15 protein-coding genes are annotated in these 21,816 nt (G+C 33.3%); 7 read left to right on the forward strand and 8 right to left on the reverse strand.

Features of this window, described 5'->3' with window-relative positions:
- Positions 1–17: 17 nt before the first annotated feature.
- Positions 18–236 carry a hypothetical protein gene (locus tag ACFVR2_RS14760; protein ID WP_387362913.1) on the forward strand — a complete coding sequence of 73 codons (219 nt, stop codon included), beginning with the start codon at positions 18–20 and terminating at the stop codon, positions 234–236.
- 197 nt (positions 237–433) lie between these two features.
- A complete protein-coding gene (gene gloA2, locus ACFVR2_RS14765; protein WP_387362915.1) occupies positions 434–820 on the forward strand; it encodes an SMU1112c/YaeR family gloxylase I-like metalloprotein in 387 nt (128 codons plus the stop codon).
- Between the two features lie 592 nt (positions 821–1,412).
- Here gloA2 and ACFVR2_RS14770 read toward each other — a convergent pair.
- From ACFVR2_RS14770 to ACFVR2_RS14805, 8 genes are all read right to left on the reverse strand, one after another.
- Positions 1,413–3,635, reverse strand: coding sequence for a glycoside hydrolase family 65 protein (locus ACFVR2_RS14770; RefSeq protein ID WP_387362917.1), 2,223 nt, complete (start codon positions 3,633–3,635; stop codon positions 1,413–1,415).
- Positions 3,636–3,809: 174 nt separating this feature from the next.
- Positions 3,810–4,208, reverse strand: a complete 399-nt coding sequence (locus tag ACFVR2_RS14775) for a VOC family protein (RefSeq protein ID WP_387362919.1) — start codon at positions 4,206–4,208, stop codon at positions 3,810–3,812.
- 58 nt (positions 4,209–4,266) lie between these two features.
- The gene (locus ACFVR2_RS14780; RefSeq protein WP_387362921.1) at positions 4,267–5,358 is read right to left on the reverse strand and encodes a threonine aldolase family protein; all 1,092 of its coding nucleotides are present in this window, start codon (positions 5,356–5,358) and stop codon (positions 4,267–4,269) included.
- 91 nt (positions 5,359–5,449) lie between these two features.
- The gene (locus tag ACFVR2_RS14785; protein ID WP_387362923.1) at positions 5,450–6,058 is read right to left on the reverse strand and encodes a methyltransferase domain-containing protein; all 609 of its coding nucleotides are present in this window, start codon (positions 6,056–6,058) and stop codon (positions 5,450–5,452) included.
- A 603-nt stretch (positions 6,059–6,661) separates the two neighbouring features.
- Positions 6,662–7,726 (reverse strand): DUF871 domain-containing protein, encoded by a 1,065-nt coding sequence (locus ACFVR2_RS14790; protein WP_387362925.1) that lies wholly within the window; start codon positions 7,724–7,726, stop codon positions 6,662–6,664.
- A gap of 211 nt (positions 7,727–7,937) precedes the next feature.
- Positions 7,938–10,316: an immune inhibitor A domain-containing protein gene (locus ACFVR2_RS14795; protein WP_387362927.1), complete on the reverse strand. Its 2,379-nt coding sequence runs from the start codon at positions 10,314–10,316 to the stop codon at positions 7,938–7,940.
- Between the two features lie 402 nt (positions 10,317–10,718).
- The gene (locus ACFVR2_RS14800; protein WP_387362929.1) at positions 10,719–11,573 is read right to left on the reverse strand and encodes a MurR/RpiR family transcriptional regulator; all 855 of its coding nucleotides are present in this window, start codon (positions 11,571–11,573) and stop codon (positions 10,719–10,721) included.
- A gap of 180 nt (positions 11,574–11,753) precedes the next feature.
- The gene (locus ACFVR2_RS14805; RefSeq protein WP_387362932.1) at positions 11,754–15,260 is read right to left on the reverse strand and encodes a S8 family serine peptidase; all 3,507 of its coding nucleotides are present in this window, start codon (positions 15,258–15,260) and stop codon (positions 11,754–11,756) included.
- Between the two features lie 797 nt (positions 15,261–16,057).
- Here ACFVR2_RS14805 and ACFVR2_RS14810 point away from each other — a divergent pair.
- The 5 genes from ACFVR2_RS14810 (at position 16,058) to ACFVR2_RS14830 (ending at position 21,798) form a co-directional block, all read left to right on the forward strand.
- Complete coding sequence (locus tag ACFVR2_RS14810; protein WP_387362935.1) at positions 16,058–16,480, forward strand: VOC family protein; 423 nt, start codon at positions 16,058–16,060, stop codon at positions 16,478–16,480.
- A gap of 186 nt (positions 16,481–16,666) precedes the next feature.
- Entirely contained in the window at positions 16,667–17,437 is a 771-nt protein-coding gene (locus tag ACFVR2_RS14815) for a MurR/RpiR family transcriptional regulator (RefSeq protein WP_387362938.1), read from the forward strand.
- 190 nt (positions 17,438–17,627) lie between these two features.
- Entirely contained in the window at positions 17,628–19,190 is a 1,563-nt protein-coding gene (malX, locus tag ACFVR2_RS14820; RefSeq protein WP_387362941.1) for a maltose/glucose-specific PTS transporter subunit IIBC, read from the forward strand.
- A 20-nt stretch (positions 19,191–19,210) separates the two neighbouring features.
- A complete protein-coding gene (locus tag ACFVR2_RS14825) occupies positions 19,211–20,401 on the forward strand; it encodes a MalY/PatB family protein (protein WP_387362944.1) in 1,191 nt (396 codons plus the stop codon).
- A 179-nt stretch (positions 20,402–20,580) separates the two neighbouring features.
- Positions 20,581–21,798, forward strand: a complete 1,218-nt coding sequence (locus ACFVR2_RS14830; RefSeq protein ID WP_387362947.1) for an MFS transporter — start codon at positions 20,581–20,583, stop codon at positions 21,796–21,798.
- Positions 21,799–21,816 lie beyond the last annotated feature (18 nt).

The raw sequence follows: 21,816 nt of genomic DNA on the forward strand, positions 1-21,816 counted from the left end.
AGAGGAGTTGAAGCTCTATGATTGTAGTTCACTATATTGAGAAAAACGTTGAACTATTAAACCAACTACTCAAAAATGTCCCCTCTGAAGGAGATACTATTTCCATTAAAGGTCGAAAAGCTAAAGTATTAAGTGTTAATCAAATAAATGATAAACATGTACATGTAATTGTAGAACTAGAAGTAATTAAGAAAGTTCAGGTTTTAGCAAAAGATGATAAAAAAAGAAGAAGATAAATTTCTAAAACTTAATGGGAGATTATTCCCATTATTTTTTTTTGAAGTTTTGCCCAGCTTTTTACATTCCACATTTCATTTTTCCACTTATAACTATGAACTATACTGTCAAAATGAAAAGTATTCTTTTTTCAAACAGTACTAATCATGTTAAACTAGTAAAGTTTTAGTAAATCAAAGTAAGAAGGTGTTTTAATATGGAAATTAAGAATATCCACCATGTCGCTATTATTTGTTCTAATTATGAATTGTCTAAGCATTTTTACATAAATTTATTAGGTTGTAAGGTAATTAAGGAAACCTATCGAGAGGAGCGAGGCTCTTATAAATTGGACTTAAGTATAGGAGAAAATGGACAAATTGAGCTATTTTCATTCCCAAATCCACCGAAGCGACAAACAAATCCGGAAGCAGTTGGGTTACGCCATTTAGCCTTTACTGTAGCTAATATAGAAGAAAGTGTTCAATACTTAAAACAAAATGGTGTATTTGTAGAACCAATTCGTATTGATGAGTTAACAAATAAAAGATTTACATTTTTCCAGGATCCTGATGGCTTACCTTTAGAGCTGTATGAAGAGTAGATTTAAAAAACAAAACCCAATCTTAATGAAAGATTGTCAGAGTGTTGAAATATAAAATGGTCAATAGGGAAAACGGACATTAAATGAACATTTATTAATGATGAAATTTTCGTTTTTTGAATGATCTATTAATGGTTTTAAATGTTAATATGTTTGAGCGATTTCATGTTCCAATAATCACTAGGAATGATTTTTTTCAGATGTTAAAAATATTATGAGCTAATTTTTAGAAAAACAAATTCAGTGGATTAGTTTAATTAATGTTCGATATTAATTGACCTACAAGCTGATTAATATACCACAGTTAAGTTACTCTAAGTAAAGGCTATTTGATTAGGATTATTGCAGACTTTTTTTGATGAATAAGTTGATTGGAACGAAAGGGGTGCTCGACTCCTATGGGATAAGCGGGAAGACTGAGACCCCGCAGGCGGTGCCGAGGAGGCTAAAGAATCTCGCCCCATGGAAAGCGAGCACACTGTAGTGGAAATCAATAACACACAACTTACTTATCATGATTAATCCATGAAAACACAATCTTAAATGAAAGATTGTGTTTTGCTTTTTCCTTTTATCCTTCTCTTCTATCTTCTTAAAGAGAAACCTTTATCTTTTCTGTTAAATTATATGTTTCACCACCAATTTCTAATGATACTGGTGGACCATATTCCTTTGTAACTGTTATCGATTTTTTGGAAATTGTTATTTCAAGTCTTGCTCCTTGCCATAGGAATGGAAAAATCATTTTATCCCAATTTGAAGGTAATTTTGGATCAATTTTTAAACGATTTATGTCCATGGAGATATTTGCAAAGCCAAAGATTGCAGCTAGCCAATTTGCTCCCATAGGCGCAGCATGAATTCCATCATCTGAAGAATTTGGATTCGGTCCTAAATCGATTAAACATCCTTCTTGAAATAATTGGTAAGACTCTTCTTGATAATCACATCTTGCAGCAACAATTGCGTGAACTGATTTACTTATTGGAGAATCATGAACAGTACGCTCTTCGTAGTATTCTATATTCTTTTTAGCGATTTCCGTTGAGAACAAATCAGGGAAAAGATAGAGCAACATTACAACATCAGCTTGTTTTAATATTTGTAGTTCATATAGTTCTTGTAGAGAATAATCTAAAAGTATTTCCCGACTTGCAATAGATTGTCTATATTCCGTTAAGTCAATCTCGGGTTTACTTAAAAATGTATCATCTTGCGGAATGATATTTTCATCATTTTGGGTTGGTAAATATAATCTTTTTAAAAAATCAGTACAGTTTTGCTTTAATTCTGCATCAGGATCATTGTATTTCCCCATAAAATTTAACGCATTCTGCACATTATAAAAAGCCATGTAATTCGTATAAGCATTATTATCTACTTGATCTGTATATTCGTCTGGACCGATGACATTTTTAATGATTAAATCGCTATTTGTATCGGTTGTCCTACTCACCCAAAAGCGCGCAGTTTCTTTGAGTAGTTCAAGTCCATCATTGGCCATAAAGCTTTCATCTAGCGTATTTTCATAGTATTGTACGACAGCAAATGCAATGTCAGCTACAATATGTTCACTTGATTTTGCTAAATTTGAACTATGGACGATCTCGGGTTTTGTATTATTCTCTGAAGCTTTCTGTGTTTCTTCTTTTCCGGAAAAAGCACTTGCCCAAGGAAATAAAGTACCCTCATAACCTGATTGGTATGCATTTACTTTTGCTTCTTTAATATGATGATAGCGATATCTTAGTAATTTTTTAGCAATCTCTGGTTCAGTAAATAAGTGAAACGGTGCAATAAACATCTCTGTATCCCAAAATATTAATCCATTATTGCCCTCACCAGTTAATCCCCTTGCGCCTATACTCAATCGGTCATCATGCACAGGAGTCATTGCTTCAATGTGGTACAAAGAAAAATCAAGAGCTAACTGATCTGCTTGATCCTTTGAAGTTATGACTACTCTTTTTTGCTTCCAAAAATCCTGCCATTTGATTGTCGTACTATTTCTCAAATTATCATAACCCTCTGATAAATATTTCTGTACAGTATTAACACTAGCTGCAGAAGGTTCTTCCCGTAACATATCATTAGAGGTATAAACTGAGCTAATTTTTGAAAACTCTACAGTTCGATCAACGACGAGCTCTTGTGTAATTGAGGCTAGAAATTGATTATTTAACGTAAAATATGAAACCTCACTCTCATCAGGAGTTACACAGCATGTTGCGATCGCAATTTTATGTTTAGTCTCAGTAGTTTGATAAACACCATGCATAATTCTATTATCCAATATTCTTACTAATTCTTCTGTAAGTTCATTCTTTTGTTGACTGACACACTCCGCATTAATACCTGTTTTTATTTTAATCTTTGCATTACAATCTAAAGCTGTGACACTAATTTTTGAAGCAAGTAAATGTAAATCATCCTTAGAAACAAAACGCTGAAACAAAAAGTGGAATCGATTTCCGTCTTTATTTTTCCAAATTACCTCTCTTAATAATTCGCCTGTCAGCATATTTAATTTTCGATCATAAAATGTAAATTGGCCAGTTGCATTGGAAAAAATATCACCATTTATTTCAATTTCCATTCCAATTAGATCTGGAAGATTCACAATTTTTGTCGTTTGACTTGGAGATAATTGATTATAGATACCAGCTATATACATCCCTCTAGTTTGTCCTTCATAGTCTTCTTCATGACAAGATCGTAAACCTAAGTAACCATTACCTAAAGCCATTAAACTTGCATATTTATTAATTAATTGTTCGTCAAATTCTTTTTCAGTAATCAAATTTACTTCATTCATATAGTTAATTTCTCACCTTTATAAAAATTCATATAGTAAAAGTTTGCAATAAATCTTCTTATTTTAAACTTGATATTATAAAAATAATGAGTGATTTGTTAAAAACAGTACTACTGACGGTGAAAAAAATCGTGTCACTATTTCCAACACGATTTTTTCTTTGCAGTTCTTTATTTATTTTTTTGCAAGAGTTAATTGCCAAGATACACCATATTTATCATTCACCCATACAAACTTTTCACTGAATGGATACGACTGTAAAGGCATTAATACTTCACCATCTTGACTTAATTGTTTATATGCATTTTCAATTTCTTCATTTGTTTCACAAGTCACATATAATGATACAGCTGGTGTAAACGAAAATTTATGTTTAACGGTACTATCAATGCACATAAATTGTTGGCCGTTTAATGTGAAAGTAGCATGTATTACTTTCCCTTCAAACTCTCCCATATCTGCTCCATAACGCGAAATATTCACAACCTCAGAATCTTTAAATAGTGACATGTAAAAATTCATTGCTTCTTCTGCTTGTCCTTCAAACATTAAAAACGTTGTAATTTTTTGCATTTAAGTCAACTCCCTTTTTCATTTATATTAAAAATTCATTGCTTACACAATTATGGTTTTATAGTGATTTCATTTCCTCGTTTAATTTGTTAAAAATACTGTGAAGATCCTCTTTAGAGATTGTTGAATATAAGTCTCCAATACTAATCTCGCAATAACTAACTTCCTCATTAACTGGTCTTAAGTTACCGGTAATACCAATTTTTGTTTCTTCATGAATAGATTGAAGTATGTTTTTAATCTTTTCGAGCGGAGCATTAAAATGGACATGAAACATATTAGAAACAGGAATAGTCGGTACAGTATTGATTGCATGACAACTATTAAAGAACTTTGCTAACTCAACTGCATCGTCATAGTATTGCCCCATCTTATTTGCTCTTTGATCAAAATAATAATTTGCACTTATTATGTAAGGATAAAGACTAATTAAATCTCCTCCATGTCTTCTTTTCCAAACTTTTGATTCGGCGATAAAATCTCGGTCACCAGCAAGAATTGCTCCCGCCACTGCTCCAATGCCTTTATAAAATGACATATAAACACTATCAAATAAGCTACATAATTCAGAAGCTGTCTTCTTATAGTATGGTAGAATTTCCATTAATCTAGCACCATCTAAATGCAATTTAATTCCCTTTTCACGGCAGTATGAAGAAATTGATTCTAGTGTTTCATATGATGGAAGTTGTCCACCAATTTCTCGTTGTGGTAATTCTAGTAATAAACAAGAGATTTCCTCATCCATTGCTAAAACATCCTCTAACTCAATAACACGACTTTTATCTGCTAGTAAAATAGGATGTATATTATGTAGTTTTTTCAAACCATCTTCTTCATGAATTTCTAAATGTGATAAAGGATGATAAGCAACTTTATTGATTCCTTTTTGATCACACCAAATTCTTAATGCGATTTGCTGAGCCATCGTACCGCTAGGAAAAAACACTGCAGATTCCTTACCTAAAAACTTTGCCATTTTTTCTTGAAAATCTTCAATAAAATTCCCTGCTCCATAAAGATCGCTTTCTTCACTACCATTGAAATCTGTTAGTGCATCCTTTAGAACTTGGATATTTCTAAATCCATTACCCGCTAATTGTTGGTTTGTATTTTTAAATGATTCTATAAAAGGATTAATATTATTCAAATTGAACTCTTCCTTCCGACTATTTAATTTACTTTTATCCCACTTAAAAAAATTCTCCATAATGACCAATAAATCCTTGAATCTTATAAAATTAGTAAGTTAATCGATAGACTAAAAATCTTTCATTTTGATTTTTCATATAAGCATCTGCTAATAGGATTTCTTGTTTTAATTCAAAGGCAGTCTGGTTTTCCAAAAAATAAATATAATCATCAGAACTATAATACAAAATGATTTCAACATTTCTTTTTGAATGCTCAACTGAAATTAAAATGTTATTAATGATATTCATAAAAATTTGGATTGAAAATGGATTAAAAAAATAGAAACAATTATCTAATGGATTAATTTGATAATCTTCAGCCAAGCAGCAATAAAACAGGATCTTGTCTTCACTTGTCTTTGTTTTTTTTATGTAATTCTTTTTATTTTCAATAGCTTCATTATAATATTTTTCACTCATTTCAATTCCGACAACAGTAGCATTAAATAAGCTATTTATATAGAAATTTAATCTTCCTTTACCGCACCCGAAATCAACTATTCGGTCATTGCTTGAGAGTATGTATTGTTTAAATAGTTGTTGTAAAGCGCTATAAGGTGTTGGCTCATATCGGTGATAATGAAAGGATTCATTAAATCCTTTTTGCTCACCCTCTGTTTTTATATTCAGTAGATTATCATAATACTTATCGTCCATTTTTCCACGACCATTCGAACTAATATTTTGTAAGTATCTTTATCATACCGTTTACAAATGACCCAGTCTAACCTAAAAAAGAACCGTCTAATTAAAACACGATTCTTTCCATTGAAAAATGATTTGTCAATTAAATAAGGAATGCCTTGTTGATTTCCACTTCAGAATGCTCGCTTTCCATGGGGCATGAGCTGAGCCTCCTCGTCACGTTCGTTCCTGTGGGGTCTCAGCCTTCCTGCATTTCCCATAGGAGTCGAGCATCCTTCCGTTCCAATCATATTCATCTAAAAAAGTTATACTTTAAACCTATAATAAACATTCAGAGGAAATGTAATTAATAAAGTTAAAACTGCAAATAGCTTTGGTAAATCAACAAATAAAAAAGTCATATCTGTATCAAAAATTAGTAATTTTCAAACAAGGTCAATAATCATGAAGAAATAGAGTAAAAGGATTAAAAAACCAAAAATAAATATCCTAAAATTGATATAAAAGAAAGGTCCAAACTTTTTATCAAAAACCAACTCTATATCAAAGAAGTTCACGAATTTATCAATAAAATTCACTTAGTTTTTTTAGCTTTCGGTATTGATTAATTTATATTTAAACACGCTTTAACTTAAATTTCTTACCCGCTCCAATATATTGTAATAATGATAGATCGTCTTCAATAATCTTCCCTATTACATTTACTTTCTCATCGCTCGGTAGATTAGTAAGCATAATTTGTAGCTCACCTCCATATCTGCCATATAATTCATTATCAATTGTCACAGATCCAATTGAGCGAGTGATCGTATTTGCTGGTTTTAGACTATTCTCACCAAAGCTACCGTATAGTCTAGACTCCATTGATCGAAGACAATCGCGTGCAGGATCTTCTCGATTCGTATGAACTTGCTCTACAATGGAAAGGATTTCTTCTTCTTGTGAATATGGTTTATATCTTAATTCCATATAGTCCTCCGCTTTTGAAAGAGCCTCCATCGTTTCTATCTTTATACTAATATCACCAACCAAAACTTTATCAACGGAACAGTTTTGGTTTAGATCTAAGTAAGCCAGCAGAGGGTCTACTTCGCGATGTTTTTCTAATGTTGGTAATCCTTTAAATAGTGGGCCTCTCATTTCATCATTTCCAGGAATAAATGCCATTGTTGAAATTCCGCAGCTTTTTAACCATTTATTTTTTTCAATTAAATAAGTTGTTGCTAATCCGGTTTCTGGACGAGGATAGAAATTATGCCAAGCCTCTACATTTTCAGTTTGTAATCCATATTTAAGTAGTTCATCTAAAAATGCAGGTGTAAGTGTACTAGCATTAAGTGCAATCTTCATTTTCTTAGAAAGGTCTGCTATTTGTACTTCTTTCAGTCCGTAGTCCACTCGCAATCCAGTAACTCCCCAATTTAGTAACTCACTGACGTTTGAATAATCTAAGCCTAAATGTGTAAGTGATTTTGCTGAAATATCTGCCATAAGCTCCATTTCATTTTTCTTTGCCTCTGTACCAAGTGTTTGAAGAAGTTTTTTATAAATTGAAGGGTCATCTTCAGGAATGTGTAATGATGTGAAAATTGAATGAAATCCATTTTTTTTTGCTATTTCGATATATTTTTTATTCTTCTCAATATTTTTTTCAGATAAATAGATTGATATACCTAGCATAGTCTCTTTCCTTCTTCCTACTATTAGATTTATACTATTTGGTTATCATTTTAAACTTCCGAAATAAAAAGTCAATACAACTCATTAAATACACGAAATTATATTTCATAGTAAAATAATATAGTTTTAGTTTGTATAGTGGTTTCCTATTAATCACTTAAAAACAAAAAAAAAGAAAGACAACATTAAGTTGCCTTTCTTAAGTTCATAATTATTTATATACTACAATTGATCCAACTGATTTATCAGTAGATTGACCATTAACACGAACTTTTAAACCAAAGTGTCCGATGTTACGACCAGCATCTGGTAAGAATGCATTATTATAGTCTTTGCTATCATTAAATAAAGAGACACCTTCTTGACTTGGAGATTTAAATGCTTCTCCTGTTGCATAAGAAATGTCATAACCTGATGTCGGATTTAATCCGAATGCTGCATCCGCTACATGGAAACGAGAAGATGCTTCAGCGCCATAGTTCCATAATAAGTTTGTATCATCGTGAGCATCAACAACACCTAAGAAACCATCACCTGGGTGAATACCTGTCCAGTTTTCTGTAAATGTATCATCAACATACCATACTACTAAACCGCCATCATAGCTTAATAGAGAGTTTCCGCGTTTGATATGAGCTAAACCTTCGTCGGCACCTTTATGGTTACGCCATTCTAATAAGTAGTAATGATTTGAATATTTGTTACCGTCAAACTTTGAAAATCCTTTTAAAGTAAATGGAGAAGTTGCATTTTCAGCACCATCATCAACAATTGTTGCGCCATCTGCTACTACTTTAATATTGTCTGCAAAGAAACCAACGTTTGAAGTACCCCAGTCAGTTGCAGAACGTAAGCGAAGCTGAATTTTTTTGCCTTTATATGCTGATAAATCAAAGCTTTGTGCTTCCCAACCATTTGATTTTCCAGTGAAACCAGGCATTGAATTTATGATTGTTGGATATCCGTCAGATACAACGTCACTTCTAGTGTGGCTGTTACCTAATGATTTCCAAGTTGTACCATTATCAGTTGAAACTTGAACAAATGCGAAATCCCATTGTTCTTCCATATCGTACCAAGCGTCAAAAGTTAATGTTGCTGAAGCTTTTCCTGTTAAATCTACAGAAGTAACCATACTGTTATCCATTTCGTCTGCTTGTCCACCCCAATATTCATAAGTGCCAGCAGCCGGTTTATTGACTGGTAAAACTTTTTTCGGTAAATTCACTTGAATAGCTTGGTTGTTTTGTCCAAGTGGTGAATTTGCTTGATCTAATAAGAATTGAGTACCTTTTGTAGATACATCTTCCCAGTTTACAACAGTTGGGTTAGTCCATTTTCCACCTAAAGTTGATTGGAAATATGATTTTGCCCATGGAGAGAAACCAGTTGGCTCTGTTCCAGGAACTTTTCCTGCCCAAGAACCAGCTGACATGATTGACCAATATTCAACAGCTTCTCCAGCACCAGAGTAAATTGTATCGTACTCATCTGGTAATCCTAAATCATGACCATATTCGTGTGCAAATACACCAGTTGCACCGTCTTCAGGCATCATCGTATAGTCGTAGAATCCTGGTTTACCATTACCACGTCCGTCTGGATCAACGAATGCAGCAGAGCGGTGAGACCAAATTGCATTGTCTCCTTGTGCTCCACCGCCAGCTTCTTGCCCCATACCTGAGTGAATAATTTGAAGATGATCAACTAAACCATCTGGCTCCCAATAGTTTCCATCACCATCTAAATCATGTGGATCTTCTAAATCATAATCTTGTAAAGGAATTCCTGCAGCTAATGCAGCTGCATAAGTATCTGCTACTAATTGTTTTGATCCACCCGGTTTTACATTATCATGTCCAGTTGATGAATCTTTTCCATAAAATGCTGCTGTACCTGGTACTTTTAACCATCCATATGCTTTACCATCAACTGTATATGTTCCACCAGATTGTTGTTCATAATATTGTTTTTGTGAAAGGAAAGTTTCTCCGTTTGGACCTTTCACACCATTTTTACCAAAAATCATATCTTCATAGTGTTGTGGAGTATAATCTGCGTACCAGTTGTCTGTTTCTTCCTTCTTAATTTTGTTATGAGGAAGATCAGAAAACTCTACCATTAATGTTAAAAGTTTACCCTTCTTTTGAATACCTGGTGAAGCTGACTCTTGAACTGGATCAGGAGTACCTTTTAATTGACCATTTTTCTTACCGTTTCCGTGTAATAGGCCATTATTAAAGTCTTTAAATTCACTGTGTTTAGCAGCATCTGCTTTTTTTACTTTGCTAGCAATTGGATCTTTTTCTGTTACTAGATCCGCTTGGCCTTTAACCTCTAAATAATTTTGTAACGCAGCTTGTTTCTCAGCTTTAGAAGCATTTGCAGAAATGACTCCGCGTTTAACTAATGCCTCTAATAACTTTTCATCATTAACTAACGATAAATCTAAAGTACTTTTTGAATGCTTAGCTAATGCACTATGTACTTTACTTAAGCTTTCAGATGATGCTGTTTTTAATGGAATTCCAGAAAATAAAGTTCCGGCAACCATTACTGATGCAAAACTAGTTACTACAAACTTGTTCAAAATAAGCCCCCCTTAATAATTTTCAAAGTACATTTTAATAATATTCTAAAAATTCTTATGATTATAGAGGGTTTTTTTCATCAAATACTAACAATTTTCACATTATTTTTACAAAAAATTTACTTTCTTACATAGAAACTTGACGAAATTCGTCATTTTTTTTAACTTGTTTTTTGACGAATGCTGTCTTTAGTCTTATATTATTCTTTCAATCTAGTTTTTAAAATTAGCACTTTAGCATTATTAAAATTTCATTAAAATTTAAATTTAAATTGTAAACCATGTAATTGTAACTAATTATTAAATTTCCCTTTTCATTTTTTGACATTTTTTTCCTTATTCATTTAAAAAAAGAAGATAAGTCAAAAATTTAATTTTGCTCATCTTCCTCATAAATTTTGCTTATCTTCTTAATTTGCCCGCTTCTTCACTATACTCCTGAAGCCTACTAGATACTTTGTTACCGATTCGGTTAAAGCATATGACATATAAAGAATCGATTATATTTTGTTGTGACATTTTAGAGGCTATACTTCCAATTCGTATATCTTGTTCCATATCCGGTGTACAAAGCTTGATATCAGCTTCCTTAAATAACGGAGACTTACCAAGCTTTGTAATCGCAATGATCGTTGCTCCCTTTTTCTTAGCAAAACGAGCAAGCTCTAATACATCCTTTGTTTTCCCTGAATTAGAAACGGCAACAAAAATATCGCCTTCTTCCATATGACCTACTAAAGTGATGACCATATGGAAGTCAGGAGACATAATGGCATGGTAGCCAATTTTCCCAAATTTATAGGCTCCGTCCATAGCTGATACAGCTGAACCGCCTACTCCATAAAATATAATCTTCTTAGCTTTTACAATTTCATCTGTTGCTTTTTCTAATTCTCTTTTATCTAAAGTTGATACAGTAGCTTCAATAGCGGCTTTATTTACATACGTTACTTTATTAAATAAATCATACGGTGTGTCTTTCTTATCCATTACAGAAAAATCATTAATATTCATTTCAGCTACAGTCAAATCTCGAACTAATGCTATTTTAAAGGCTTTAAAACTACCGATTCCTATTGTTTTACAAAATCTAACAACACTTGCTTCACTAGCTCCAGTATTGTTAGAAATATCTTTAGTCGTTAAGTTGGGTACAATTTCAGCATGCTCCATTATATATACAGCGATTTTCTTTTCGGCTTGCGTAAATCGATCCATATAATTTTCAATTTTTGATAAGATTGTTAAATGTTTCATTTACTAAACACCTTTCTGCTAAAAAACATACAAATTACTAATATTCTCTATTATGAACCAAATGGATAGAAAATCATATTAATAACCAAATTAAAGTTTTTTTTTTAGTTCTTTCTACATTTAAAATCTTGTTAAACATGAAAAGTGTAGGAAAATATATTCCCTACACTTTTTGATTATTTATTGTTGTACAGTAATTGTTTGTGGCTTTACTGAAACTTTGAATCCATCTTTACTCGACACATCAGCAGATATTGTATACGTACCATTTGGAACAGTTGCTTCTGGAGTCCATTTTAAGTGGATTTCATTTTTATCTAGTACATCCATTGAATCAATTACATTACCATTAGAATCTTTAATATAAATTTTCCAGTTTACATTATTGTTTGCAAATGCATTGATTCCTGCAGGTGTTTTTGCATTTACATTTTTATTTGGATATACACTAAAGTAGCTAACAAGCATTCCCTCATTAATATAAGAAGGATCCCCCCAAACTGTATAACTTTGGTTTAGTGCATAGTCTACTCCTAATACTACAACACTCTTTGGCTCTTCTTTTACTAGAGTAGATGTCGCACCTTCAGGTAATGACTTATACTTGCCGTTATACCAAATAATCGCACCATTATAACCACTTCCAACATCATCCGCTTTGAACGAGATTTCGTATTGGCCATCTTTTGGTGTTACTTTTATATCTGAAACAACTGGTGCAACTGAGTCAACATGCAATGGAAGTTTTACGATTTGTGGCTTCGCACCATTATAATCAAGCGTTGTTTTGATTACATAGTTATAAATGCCATCCTTCACTACTTGCCCATTTTGATCTTTCAAATCCCAACCATATCCAGTATTCAAATAGTCTCTGTAAGACATAATGTTTTTGCGGAATTTCCATGGCTTACCAGTGTATTCACTAAAATCACCTAAGTATTGAAGTAATTCACCTTTATCATTTTCTACGTACATTTCTGTTTTAGCTAAGTTACGAAGCACTGTAAATGATGGGTATACTTCTTTCAATGGAGTATTAGGAGACATTACAATTCGATCCATATTAAAACTTCCTGTTCTTGGATCATAACCTAATGGGAATACCCCTTCTGCTCCTATTTCATCATTCCAAAGTGTAGTATAACCTAAGAATGCATCTTTCTCATATGCTGCTGGATCAATGTTTTTTGGTTGATCCCATTTGCCATAATACCCCATATAAGGAACTGATAACGGTACTGCTGAATCGCTATTTTTTCCAGAAGGAACTAGACGTACGTATCCCTCAACAAATGAACCATCTTTTAAGCTTGATGGAAGTTGAATCTGAACATCAAGATTTTTTTCTTGTCCTGGTTTAATTTTTAATGTCTTTCCTTCTGTGCTTGTTACTTTTTCACCATTTACAGTTGCCGTAGCCCCTTGGATACGCTCACTTTTTAATGTTAAATATTCTTTTGAATCTAATTTCCCATCATTGTCTAAGTCAAATTCTTTTGTTTCTCTACCATCTGTATATACATCTACATACACTTGATACTCTAAATCTTTTACATTCAGATTTTGAAGAGCTTCTGCATTTAATTTGAAGTGAATATTATTATTAACTTCTTTTAGTGCAACAGCTCCTGCTTGCTCAAGTGGAGTTTTCTCTCTTGTCACCAGTACAGGCGTTTTTATCGCATTCTGAATTTGCATTAAACCAGATCCTTGAATACGTGGAGAATATGGTACTTCATTATTCGTACTAGGATCCTGTACTAGTTTTGAAGTGTTCATTAAAGCAATTTTCGCTTTTAAAGCTGTACTCTCTGAATGTTTTAATCCTTTTTCATAAAGCGATTGTAAAACTAATGCTGAACCACCAGCAACATGTGGAGATGCCATTGATGTACCGCTCATAACCTCATAGCCATTCCCTGGTACAGTTGAGTAAATATTTCCTCCTGGTGCAGATATTTCTGGTTTAAAGTCTAATGTATGTGGAGCTCCATATGAAGAAAAATATGACATCGTATTCTTATCTGGGTTATCAACATATACCCCTTTAGATGGTTTCATTTTTACAACATAACCACTTTTCAACTTAGAAATTAATGCATTGCCAACCGCTTTACTTGTTGTAGCTGCTTCTACATTAAAATAAGGACTCCAATAAACTAATGGATAATCAATATCATTATCAGCAGGAACAAGAATTACCGCTTTTGCGTTCTTCTTCTTCGCTTCTGATTGAATATAAGAGTAAGTAGCATACCTTACATTTGGTTTTGCTATAACGATCTTTCCTGTTAAATCAGGAAGATTTTTGAAGTCGGCAGTTTTACCTTCTCCAACATATACCATTTCATATGATTCTAATGGTGATAATACTTTTGATAGGTTAAAGTTATATTGTGATTGGTCTTGGTATGGAAGCTGTATTCCATTTTCCTCTTTTAGCGTATTCATATGTATACTTGAATTTTCATATGAAGCCACAGATATCGCAAAAGGACTTACACCTGGTTCCCCAACTGTACCAATATCCGGATTTTCAGCATATGGTTTTAAAGAAGATTGCAACAAATTATTTTGCGTACTATAAGCAGAGTTTCCACCCGCTACAACTACAAGCGTACCTTGCTCAGTCGCTTCACGGATCACCTTTTGAATCGGATCATCTACTTCACTAACAAATCCTGAATCAGTTCCTAAACTCATATTAATGACATCTGCTCCCATTGTTACCGCATGCTCAATCCCTGCAATGATGTCGTCTTCATACGCCCCATTTGCTGTATCAGAGAATACTTTTTCTGCTAGTAATTGTACACCTGGAGCAATACCTGCAACCCCATCATTTGAATCGTCACCGTTTGCACCAACTGTACCAGCTACGTGCATACCGTGCTCATTTCCTGCTCCATGTGGAATGACATCTGTATCATGATCTGCCCAGTCATATCCAGTTGGAACTTTGTCACTATACCAAACGTCTCCTACACTTGTTTCAGCTAGTTTACTTTTAATGTTTTCTTGATTCCATTTTTCTTTAGCTTTTCCTTTTTCAGTGATTGTCATGTCCTTATGCGTATAGTCAATACCTGTATCGACTACGGCTACTAACAATCCCTCACCTTGATATCCGTAACTTTCCCATACTTTTTGAGCTTGTACTAATTCTTTACTTGCTCCCATTGTTGGTTGGAACTTTCTTGCAATATGTACATTCGTTACGCCTTCTGTTTGTTGAATATCTTTTAAGTTACGATATTCTGTCTCTAAACTAAAACCATTAAAGCCTTCATAAAAGCGTTGATTTATTTTAGGTACAGATCTTGTTTTTGAAATCTTTGAGATGACTTGATCTTGCTTTTCTTTAAAACGTGCTTTTTTAGTTTGAGTAGAATCATCAGAAGTTGTTGGTTGCTCTACCTCAACGATTACACGTACTTTTTCATTTGGTTTATAAGCATGAGCATCATTTAAATCTTTATAGCCAAATGAGTCTACAGCTTCTTTCCCAGTTTGTTTTTGTTCTTCAGCAAAAATTTTTTGACCTTGCTTTGCAATCTCATCTAAACTTGGAGCTGGTACCTGATTTTCATTTGTTCCTTCAGCAAATCCAGTTGATGTAAATAACATTGAAGCTAAAGTTGTCGTTGCAAGGACTTTGTAAGGAAAGCTATTTCTCTTTTTCATCTCTAATCTCCTCTACAGTAAACTTTAATGTTCTGAATCTATTAAAATATAAATAGATTCAAGTCAAACTGATTTAAATAATTGCTAATGCTTTATTAAGAAACTTGATACTATATTAATTTTAAATACGTTGCCCCTATAATCATATTGGGTTATTCAATCGGACTTTTGGCATATTCAAGTTGATGAGAATTGAAAGAATTCAAGTAGAAAAAAAGGGGATTTTGACATATTCAGTCGAGGATGTTCGAAAAAAGTTTATTAACTCGGGAAAATTGCAATAATTATGTTAAGACATTTTGGGGTTAAATTAGTTTGTATTAGATAAAAGAAGCATTTAGCCATTTTCAGCCGAGGTCTATTAATTTTTAAATAGGTAAAAATATGGTATTAATATTAGTCTGAATAATCTGTCTTCACTATATATACGACAAGTTTCTACTTATTTTTTACCTGAACAATGGTAAGGTTGGTGAGTTGATCTAATATGGAACATTTTTTGAAAAAATTGTTTTTTAGCTTAACAATGAAGTTGGTTCTACTATTTTAATTGCCGGTTCCCATTTTTAATTGCAATTCCCCAATTTTTATTGCGATTTGCCTCTTTTAATCCCCCCTGAGATTAATACAATTTCCCATCTTAATTAAAACTCCATTATTATTTCCCACCACCTCGCCTAAAGTCAGAATTTTTCATACAAATTTCAAATCTTAGTTTGTTAAATTACCTTTTTTTGGATAGAATGGATTTGTAGGCTTTTAAAAGTCTTGAATACATAATATTAGGAGTGAAAAAAATGCCAATCGATGTTTATTTAAATTTTAATGGTAATACACGTGAAGCAGTTGAATTCTATGCGGCTGTATTTAACACTGAAACACCAAAAATTATGACTTTCGGTGAAGCACCCCCAAATCCAGAATACCCACTACCTGAAGAAGCGAAAAATTTGGTTATGCATACTAGACTGAACATTAGCGGTAGCAACGTTATGTTCTCAGATACTTTCCCTGGTTTCCCATTTAACCAAGGCAATAACATTCATTTATCTTTTTTAAGTGAGGACTTAGAAGAACTTAGATCTGTCTTTTCTAAATTAAGTGATGGCGGTAAAGTAGAAATGGAACTTCAAGAAACATTTTGGAGTAAAGCTTATGGTAGCCTAACAGATAAATTCGGCATTCATTGGATGTTTAATCACGGTACAGGTGAATTTTAATTTATAGATAAAAAAGGAAATGAATCCTTCATTAGTAGGATTCATTTCCTTTTTTTACATATCACTACTACACTTCCTCGATTAAGGTAACTCTCACCTTTTTCCTCATTCTATATTTCTTTTCAATCAGAATATTTACTATATAATAAGGTATAATTCTAGTTCTCTAAAAGTAGGTGGAATTTTATGCAAATACTATTAAAACGGTTATCACAAAATAGAGAAAAACTTAGCCAGCTAGAAAAACAAGTACTGGATTATATTTTACAAAATACGGATTATATTACTAAGCTGAATCTTGATGAATTATCAAAAGAGCTTTATGTATCTACAGCAACAATTAGTAGAACATGCCAGCAATTAGGCTTTCGTGGGTTTCAAGATTTAAAATATACTCTTTCAATGGAAACAAATAGGGTTCAAAGTCCAGTTTCTTCTACCTCCTATCTACTTAATACTCATATTGAGAGAATGAAAGAAGAAATGGAAAAAACATTGGGATATATTGATGAAGAAAAGATTAAGCTAGCTGCTAAATATCTAAACGAAAGTACACATGTTGAAATATTCGGAGTTGGTAACTCACTTCCCGCTTGTGTCGACGCTTCTAGAAAACTCATGTTTGCAGGTAAGTTATGTAATGCGCGAACTGATTGGGACGAGCTACGTAGTGCAGCAAATAGTTTAACAGAAAATGATTTGGCCATACTAGTTTCATATAGTGGGGAGACTTTACATATGTTAGAATTTGCCCATATTTTAAAGAATAGGAACGTTAAAACGATTGCCATAACTGGAAACCACTCGAATCGTTTACAAAAAGAAGTAAATTTATCTCTTCAAGCTTATATTACAAACACGTACTTTGGTGAGCTTGATATGACTTCAAGGTTTCCGTTAAGTATGGTACTAGATTTCATCATTATTGCTTATTTAAACGAAATGAAAATATGTTAGTTAATTAAAGAGACAGAAGTAGTCTATTACTAGACCACCACTGACTCTTTTTATTTATGAATTGATCAATCTAATTAAAGTAAGCAATATACAAAAAATGTACACGCTTACATAAACGTCTCAAACGGTTGTTAAACGATTTTGCCGTGAGTATTCTTAAGACATAATAAAAAACGAAGGAGCTAAAAGCATGGCAAAGAAGAAGTCCGTTAAATCACAACTTTGGGAATTTTTTCAAGGGCTAGGTAAGACCTTTATGGTGCCCGTAGCATTACTAGCTTTTATGGGGCTTATATTAGGAATCGGAAGCTCATTTACTAGTCCAACAACAATCGAGACATTCCCATTTTTAGGAAATTCTGTACTCCAAGTTATTTTTAGCTTTATGTCCACTATTGGTGGATTTGCATTTTCATACTTACCCGTTTTATTTGCAATGGCAATTCCGTTTGGACTTGTACGATATGAAAAAGGTGTCGCTGCTTTCTCGGGATTTGTTGGTTACGTCATCATGCACTTATCGATCAATTTTTATTTAACAGAAACAAATCAATTAGTAGCGGCAGATAAAATGCGCCAAGCTGGCCAAGGTATGGTTATGGGCATTCAAACAATTGAAATGGGCGTATTAGGCGGAATCATCGCCGGTATAATTGTCTATTTATTGCATAACCGGTTTTATAGTATTAAACTTCCAGATGCATTTGCATTTTTTGGTGGTGCTCGCTTTGTTCCAATCATAACGACACTTGCATTATCAGTTGTTGGGATCATCATTCCGATGATCTGGCCAATTTTCGCAATTGCCATTACAGGAATCGGAAGTTTAATTCAAAAATCTGGCGTTTTCGGACCATTTTTATTCGGTGCCGGTGAGCGTTTACTACTACCATTTGGTCTTCACCATATTTTAGTTGCAATGATTCGATTCACAGAAGCTGGTGGAACTGAAGTCGTTAATGGTCAAACGGTTTCAGGAGCTCTAAATATTTTCTATGCACAATTAAAAGCCGGTGCTCCGATTAGTCCATCAGCGACAGCTTTCTTATCTCAAGGAAAAATGCCAACATTTATGTTTGGTTTACCTGCAGTAGCGCTTGCAATTTATCATACTGCTCGTCCAGAAAATCGTAATAAAATTAAGGGACTATTAATCTCTGGTGTTATTGCAACTTTTGTAACCGGTATCACTGAGCCAATCGAATTCTTATTCTTGTTCATTTCTCCACCTTTATATTTCATTCACGTTATTTTAACGGGACTAGGTTTTATGGTAATGGCTTTATTACACTTAACAATTGGTAACACAGACGGTGGAATATTAGACTTCATTATCTTTGGCGTTTTACAAGGAGTTAAAACAAAATGGTATCTCGTACCTGTTGTAGGAGCAGTATGGTTTGCCGTATACTATTCAGTTTTCAGATACGCAATTTTAAAATTCAATTTAAAAACTCCTGGTAGAGAAGAAGGAATTGAGGATCAACAAAGTGAGGAACCAGTGGTTAAAGGCACAAATGCCCAAGCATTAAAAATTCTTACTGCTTTAGGTGGGAAAGAGAATATTCAGTCACTAGATAACTGCATTACAAGATTAAGACTTGTTGTAGATAATATGAATATTATTAATGAAAAAGTTCTAAAAGATTGTGGCGCACTTGGTGTTGTAAAATTAGACGAACACAATTTACAAGTCGTTATTGGTCCACAAGTTGGTATTCTTAAAACACAATTAGAAAAATTATCATCTTAAATAAATTGGGGTTGTACGAAATGAAATACAAATTTGATCAGATAGTTGATCGGACCGGCACTTATTGTACACAGTGGGACTATATTGAAGATCGATTTGGAGTGCCAGATTTACTACCATTCTCGATTTCAGATACTGACTTTCAAAGTCCAGATGAAATAATACACGCTATAGAAAAAAGAATGAAACACGGTATATTTGGCTATACACGATGGAATCATGCTGAATTTAAAGAATCAATTATAGAGTGGTTTCGTAATCGATTCTCTTGTGAAATAAAAGAAGATTGGATTGTTTATAGTCCAAGTGTCATTTATTCAATTTCAAAACTAATCGAATACTTGACAAATGTTGGTGATCATGTCGTTATCCAAACTCCAGCTTATGACGCTTTCTTTAAAGCCATTCAAGATAACAATCGTTTCATTTCTGACAATCAATTAATCTACGAAAATGGCAAGTACCGAATCAACTTTGAAGATTTAGAACAGAAACTATCTCACGAGCGTGCCAAGGTCCTTCTACTGTGTAGCCCGCATAACCCTACTGGACGTGTTTGGACAAAGCATGAATTAGAAATAATTGTTGGCTTATGTAATAAACATAATGTATTTATTATTTCAGATGAAATTCATATGGATATTGTACATGACCCTTATTCCCATAGTCCGATTATAAACACTAGCAGTAACTTGAAGAATGTGTGTATATGCACTTCCGCGAGTAAAACGTTTAACACTCCTGGGCTAGGTGGATCATATATGATTTTACCTAATGAAACGATAAAACAAGCTTTTCTTTTATCATTGAAAAATCGAGATGGCCTTTCATCCGCAAGTATTTTTGGGACGTTAGCGACAATTGAAGCCTACAAAACTTGTGAAGAGTGGGTCGATGAATTGACCGAATATATTCATGATAATTTAAAAACAGTAGAAGATTTTATTAACGAACATCTTCCGAATCTTAAATTTACAGTGCCAGAATCAACATACCTTGCATGGATTGATATTACCGGGCTGCCTTTTTCTAGCGAACAATTACAACATGCACTTGTTCATCATGCGAAAGTAGCCATCATGCCTGGAGAGACATATGGTGAGGCTGGAAAAGGATTTATTCGCATGAATATCGGCTGTCCAAAGTCTAAGATTATTGAGGGATTAAATCGTCTAAAAAAGGCAATAGATTACTTAGAAAGTAATAAATAGTTAATTTAATAACCTCTAAAAGTAGAAGATCAAAAAACTACTTTTAGAGGTTATTTCATTTGAAGAAAATAGTTAAAAATTGCTTATTCAAATTTGTAAACAAGTAGTTATTAATTAGCGAAGTAACATATATTCTATTAAATCGCTTTTTTTAGAATATAAATTGGGGAAGTGTTAGAATGCGGTCCACTAAAGCTGTTAAGCACTCATCGAACTGGTATGTCTTACTGTCATTTGCTGTACTTGCTGGAATTAGTCAAATGCTTTGGTTAAATTTTGCACCTCTAATTTCATATTTAAAATCACATTACGAAGTTTCAGAGTCAGATATTAATTGGTTATTAATTGTATTTCCATTAATCTATATTTTATTTTCAATTCACTCAGGTAAAGTAATTGATCGAGCTGGATATCGATTTAGTATTTTACTAGGTGGCATTTTCATGTCCGTTTTTTCTACTATTAGGATTTTTGATTCAAGCTTCTCATTTTTGCTAATTGGTCAAATAGGAATTGCGATTGGCCAACCTTATATTTTAAATGCAATATCAAGTTTAGTAGTTGACTGGTTTCCTAAAAACAAACAAGCAACAGCCACTGGAATTGGTACAGTCGGTATGTTCATCGGTATGGCATTAGCCTTAGCGGGGACACCGCTTCTTGTAGATCATTTTGGATTCCAACCCACATTAATCATCATGGCAATTTTAACAATTATTACAACAATTCTCTTCTACTTCATCGGTCATCATAATTCAGATTTCAAACGAAATTCCAGTACTTCAGGAAGTTTTGGTACTACATTTAATTTATTGAAAAACAAGAACCTCTTACTACTAAACATTGTTTCCTTTTTAGGTTTAGGAGTCTTTAATGGACTAACATCCTGGCTTGAACAAATCTTAAAACCGTACGGAATTTCATCAGAACAATCCGGAATCGTAGGTGGCACTTTAATAGTCGGTGGAATAATTGGTTCAATAGTGATCCCGCTGTTTTCAGATAAAGTTGGTAAAAGAAAGCCCTTTTTATTAGTCACGATTATCGGCTCCCTTCTATTAATCTATCCTGTTTGTACTTCAAGTAATTTTTCTTTTCTAATTGTAATAGGTAGCGTCCTTGGATTTATATTTTTACCGGCCTTTGCTTTGCTGCTATCAGCCACGGAAGAACTAGTTGGTGAAAAAGTATCTGGTGAAGCAACAGGACTACTACTGATGGCAGGGAATTTAGGTGCTGTAATTGTAATTGGGGCGATGCAGCTAATTAAAGGCGAGCAGTCAACGTGGATTCATTCAGTTTTTTTCATGCTAATTTTAATGCTAATTGGTTTTTTCCTTATGATTTTATTTAAGGAAAAGCCTAGTATAGTAGTGGATAGCACGAAAAATAAATAACGAATATAAGTAAAAAAA

The organism is Gottfriedia sp. NPDC057991 (assembly GCF_042886615.1).
Lineage (GTDB): Bacteria > Bacillota > Bacilli > Bacillales > Bacillaceae_G > Gottfriedia.